Raw genomic sequence first — 4,367 nt, 5'->3', positions numbered from 1 at the left:
CTTTGGCTCAGTCAGTCCTCGAACGCGTGCTCGGGCAGATCGATGGGACTTCCAGCCTTGCCCAGGTCAATGGAACCTACGCTAACATCGCAGAGAATGTGGGCCTTGCGTCGTCGACAACGACAGAACTTGTCCCCGCAGATATTTCTAACGCCCCAGGTAGCGCTGCTTTATGGCATTTGGACAGGACGGCTATTACGGTTGATGATATCGGGACCACCTTCACGGCTGGTGATGGAACTGACGTTGGAACTGTTTTGCTGGCTATGGGAGGATCTAGCATTATAGTCAATGCAGACGGCTCTCTAACAGTCGACCCTGGGACGGGCACGCTTTATTTTAGAGATCCCGAGGACTTTGCCGAGATTATGATAATAACGAGTCCCACGGATTTGAATTTGCCAGATTCTTATTACGCTTATGAAACAAGCCCCGGTAATTTTGTTTTCTCGACTCCTGAAACAGTAGTTCATTCGTTCGGGCCTGGAATGGATGATACTTTAGTCATGGTTGAGGTGGAAAGTACCATCCCGGGTTTTTCGCCCGACATCAATGCATCGATCACGAACATCCTTTCTGGTGTTGGGGATGCGACGGCTGAGGCTATCGCGGGGGCTGTAACGGCGACGGAATTCGTCGTACCGACGGTTGATCTGGGTGACATGTCCACGACAGGTCTGGGTGCGGTAAACACGGGCGACATCATCCTCGGGGTGAACTCGGCTGTAGATGAGGCCAGCACATCGACCACGCGCGCGATCGCGGCTGTCATGACCCAGATCGGCGGATCCGCGGATACAGGGGCGATTGTGATCAACGTCGCAAGCAACGCCGGTGCGATTAACGGGTCGATCAACAATACGCTGACGGCGGTGAACGGCTCGATCGGCAACCTGTCCACCACGGCCCTTGGCGCTGTGAACACCGGCATGATCGTGTCCGGTGTCGACGCGGCCGTCCAAGGCATCGTCGGCCTGTCCGGACAGGCGTCGTCCGGGCTATAAGCCGTCCCGGACCCTGTCCGGGACCAAGGCAAACGCAGTGCGCAGGCGGGGTTTCGAAAGGGGCCTATCCCTTCGGTTGGGAGTTTCGAAAGAGGGGCGCAGCATCCCTCTTCGCCGGATAGGGAATAACATCGTTATTCCCTAGTAGGTTAGACCTTACGGGGGCTATCCTCTCCACGCGCGAAGGACCCTAACCCGCAAATTTGGGTTTTTCACGACCTTCGGCGATCTGGATGGAAACAGGAGTTTCCATCATGACCCTCACACACCTCAACGACGATCAGCGCAAAGCAAACTCCAGGGCCGCCATGGTCCGCGTTGAGATCCGGGACGCGCAAGGATACGCCAACCAGCGCCGCCACGATCTGCGCATCGGGGCGCAACCGGGCTACGTCAATCCCGACCCTCCCGAGCCCAATCCGGTCTTCATCCAGCCGATGACCACGGCTGAGCTCAAGAGGCTCGCCAAGGACCGCCGCGCGCAACGGGACACCCAACGGGCCATGAAGAGCAACGCCGGCATCGCCGTCGTTGGGATCATCGGGTTCGGGGTCGAAGCGCAGGCGATGTTCGAGGCTCTGGGTCCGGATGGGCAGGAGAAGGCCCTGAGAGCCGCTGTAGAGCGCATGGCAGCCGATCTGAGGACCACGGTGTCCGGGCTGGTCCTCCATCTCGATGAGACCGCCAGGCACGCGCATTTCAGCCTCTGCGGCTATGACCTCGACGGACAGCCCCTGTCCACCCGCATGGGGCGCGGGGTCCTCAGGGACCTCCAGACGGCCCTCCATGAGACCCTACAGGCCTTCATGCCAGATCTGGAGCGGGGGAGGGCCCGCAAAGCCCGCGCAGAGGCTGGAGCGGCCCCTCATGAGCTCGTGAACCGGTCCGTGGCAAAGCTTCACACCGACCTGCCCTTCGAGATCGAGGAAAAGCGCCAGGAGCTTGCCGATCTCAAAGAAAAAATCCGGAAAAACGAGGTCCGGGCCGAAAAGGCCAGGGCGACGGCCGAGCAAGACGAGGATCGCGCAGAAAAAGCTCTGAAAAACGCCACGACCTACGAGCGGCGGGTGTCAGAGGCTGAGGGGAAGGTCAAAGGTCTGGAGGCCCAGATCACGGCTCTGGAGGAGCGCCTGGAAAGCATCGAGGCGGCAAAGACAGCTGCCGAAGTGGCGCGGGATCAGGCACTAGAGGCACAGAAAGGCGCGGAGAGCCGCGCAGAGGCGGCTGAGAGGCGCGTGAAGAGCCTGGAGGCGGGTAGGGTAGCCGCGATCAATGAAGCCGCCTCAGTGGCCGCTCAGGCGGCCGCAGCGGTGATTGCTGGGAAGCTGTACCAAAACGATCAAGGAAAGTGGAAAGTCGGGGAGGGCTCTCCATCGGCTGAGTCCCTCAAGCCTCTCTGGCAACATCTGCTACCGGCCCTGGAGCGGGTGGCGCGATGGTGGGGAGATGTCCGGGGCAAGGTCGAGGCACTACCAGAGCCAGAACAGCAGGCGTTCTTCGATGAAGTCCCGCCAGACGAGATCGAGGAGGGGCCAGGGTTTTGAGGCAGAGGAGGCCGGCGGCACGGCGCACTGGCTCACTCTCAGCAATTAGACATTAGCCAGAAGCTCAGACCTCAGGTTTCTGGGCGCTACCGCGCCACCAGAATCCTTTTCGTGTCCCGTCAGTGTCCAGTGTCAGTGTCAGTGTCAGTTCCTTCCCCTGACACTGGACACTGACACTGTAGGCTAAAACCGGAGACGCCGGAGGGTAAAACCGGAGACGCCGGAGGGTAAAACCGGAGACGCCGGAGTGTATGACCGGAGACGCCGGAGTGTATGACCGGAGACGCCGGAGGGGTCGCCGGAGTGTATTGACCGGAGTTTCATTGGAAAATAATCTCCGGTAATGGAACAAATCGCCGTGTCATCTGCCGCCCTTGCCCTTCGCGCAGAAAAGCCGCTCACCCCGGCCATGGTCTCCGCGCTGTGGGAGATTGCTGCCGTCCTCGATGAGGAGCGTGTCCCCGCCAATGTGCCGAACTCGGTCTGGCTGACGATCCCCACCACACGCCTGCGCGGCCCGTCAGCCCGCCCGGACAATGTCTGGCTGCGTGAGTGCCTTGAGCGGATGACAGGCCTCAAACTGACGGGCCAGCACCGGGGCGATGAATGGGGGGCGGTTCTGGTGGCGGAATGGCACATCACTGAAGGCGGTAGCAAAGCCCGCATCCTGATTCCGCCCGCCGGCGTCCATGCCCTGCGCAGCCCCGGAAACTTTGTGAAGATCGAGACCACGGCGGCGCATCGCCTGCCACCTCACGCCCGCCGCCTCTACGCCCTTCTCGCCGACCGCAAGCGCCAGCGCGATCCCTACGCCCAGTGGAGCCTAGACAACCTACGCGGCCTGCTCGGGGTTGATGAGAAAAGAACCTATGAAGATTGGTATCAATTCAAGAGGTGGGTTCTCACTCCTGCCGTTGAGGCAATCAATGACTACGGGACGGTGCGTGTGAAGATGACCCCCGTGAAATCAGGTCGATCGGTCGCCGCTGTCCGCTTCGACTGGCAATGGAAAGACCCGCACGAGGCCACCGAGACCGTTTCCGAGAATGAGCGCCACAGCGCGGCCCGACGCAAGGAGCAGGCATCGAGCGACGCTCCGCCAATCATCGAGGGCGAGGAGCAGGCCGACCCCGCGCTGACGTGGTGGGGCAAGCTCCGCAATGCCGAACGGGAGGAATGGGCGGATCGTGTGGGCCGCTTCCTGCGCACAGAAGGCCCGGGCGGCAAGATATTCACGGCACAACGCCGAGAGGCTGACATTGCCCGTGAAGCTTTTGCCGAACACTCGGAACTGCGCAAATGACGGAGGGCGGAACCACGTCGGAACTCTCTCTGACACAGGCAGCGAAGATCGCGGGCAAGAGCAAGTCCACGATCAATAGAGCTATAAAATCAGGGAAATTGAGCGCGGTACGCCGTGATGATGGCAGCTATTCTATAGACCGGGCAGAACTGGCGCGGGCGTTCCACATCAGAACCCAATTAGGTTCCGAATGGGTCAGTGCGGCACCGTCAACGGAACAAGTTAGAACCGCCACTCTGGAAGCTGAGAATGCCGCGCTACGAGCGGCGCTCGACCGGGAGCGCGAAGCTCTGGACGAAGTGCGGGCCGACCGGGACGCATGGAAGCAACAAGCAACCGCCTTGCTGGCCGCGCCACCGAAGCGCCGGAGCTGGTGGCTATGGCGAAGATGACAAGGCCAACCGCCTATAGGATGCTGCAGCGAAATTCGGCCAAAACTTCGCCTTAGCGTAGGATTCGGCCCCTCCGGCATCAGACCCCATGCAAGACGATCTTGAGGTCTTTGGAACCGTCCCG

General features: G+C 60.7%; 4 protein-coding genes. All 4 read left to right on the top strand.

The window, feature by feature from the left end; genetic code table 11:
* Positions 1 to 1,004, top strand: a 1,004-nt coding sequence (locus AC5SSZ_RS17190) for a hypothetical protein (protein WP_495439039.1), incomplete at its 5' end; no start/stop codon positions are given.
* 254 nt (positions 1,005 to 1,258) lie between these two features.
* Entirely contained in the window at positions 1,259 to 2,548 is a 1,290-nt protein-coding gene (locus tag AC5SSZ_RS17185; protein WP_495439037.1) for a plasmid recombination protein, read from the top strand.
* A 343-nt stretch (positions 2,549 to 2,891) separates the two neighbouring features.
* Complete coding sequence (locus tag AC5SSZ_RS17180; RefSeq protein WP_495439035.1) at positions 2,892 to 3,851, top strand: replication initiation protein; 960 nt, start codon at positions 2,892 to 2,894, stop codon at positions 3,849 to 3,851.
* The gene (locus tag AC5SSZ_RS17175; protein WP_495439033.1) at positions 3,848 to 4,243 is read left to right on the top strand and encodes a helix-turn-helix domain-containing protein; all 396 of its coding nucleotides are present in this window, start codon (positions 3,848 to 3,850) and stop codon (positions 4,241 to 4,243) included. Before AC5SSZ_RS17180 ends, AC5SSZ_RS17175 begins: the two co-directional genes overlap by 4 nt.
* The last annotated feature ends 124 nt before the right edge of the window (positions 4,244 to 4,367 follow it).

It is taken from the genome of Phaeobacter sp. CC-HEC084 (assembly GCF_059429255.1).
The sequence above is the reverse complement of the archived record's forward strand: the minus strand, read 5'-3'. Positions and strand labels throughout refer to the sequence as shown.

Bases quoted from the DNA above. Each gene is read 5' to 3' on its own strand.
- AC5SSZ_RS17175 (WP_495439033.1), top strand. From the start codon at position 3,848: ATGACGGAGGGCGGAACCACGTCGGAACTCTCTCTGACACAGGCAGCG.
- AC5SSZ_RS17180 (WP_495439035.1), top strand. From the start codon at position 2,892: ATGGAACAAATCGCCGTGTCATCTGCCGCCCTTGCCCTTCGCGCAGAA.
- AC5SSZ_RS17185 (WP_495439037.1), top strand. From the start codon at position 1,259: ATGACCCTCACACACCTCAACGACGATCAGCGCAAAGCAAACTCCAGG.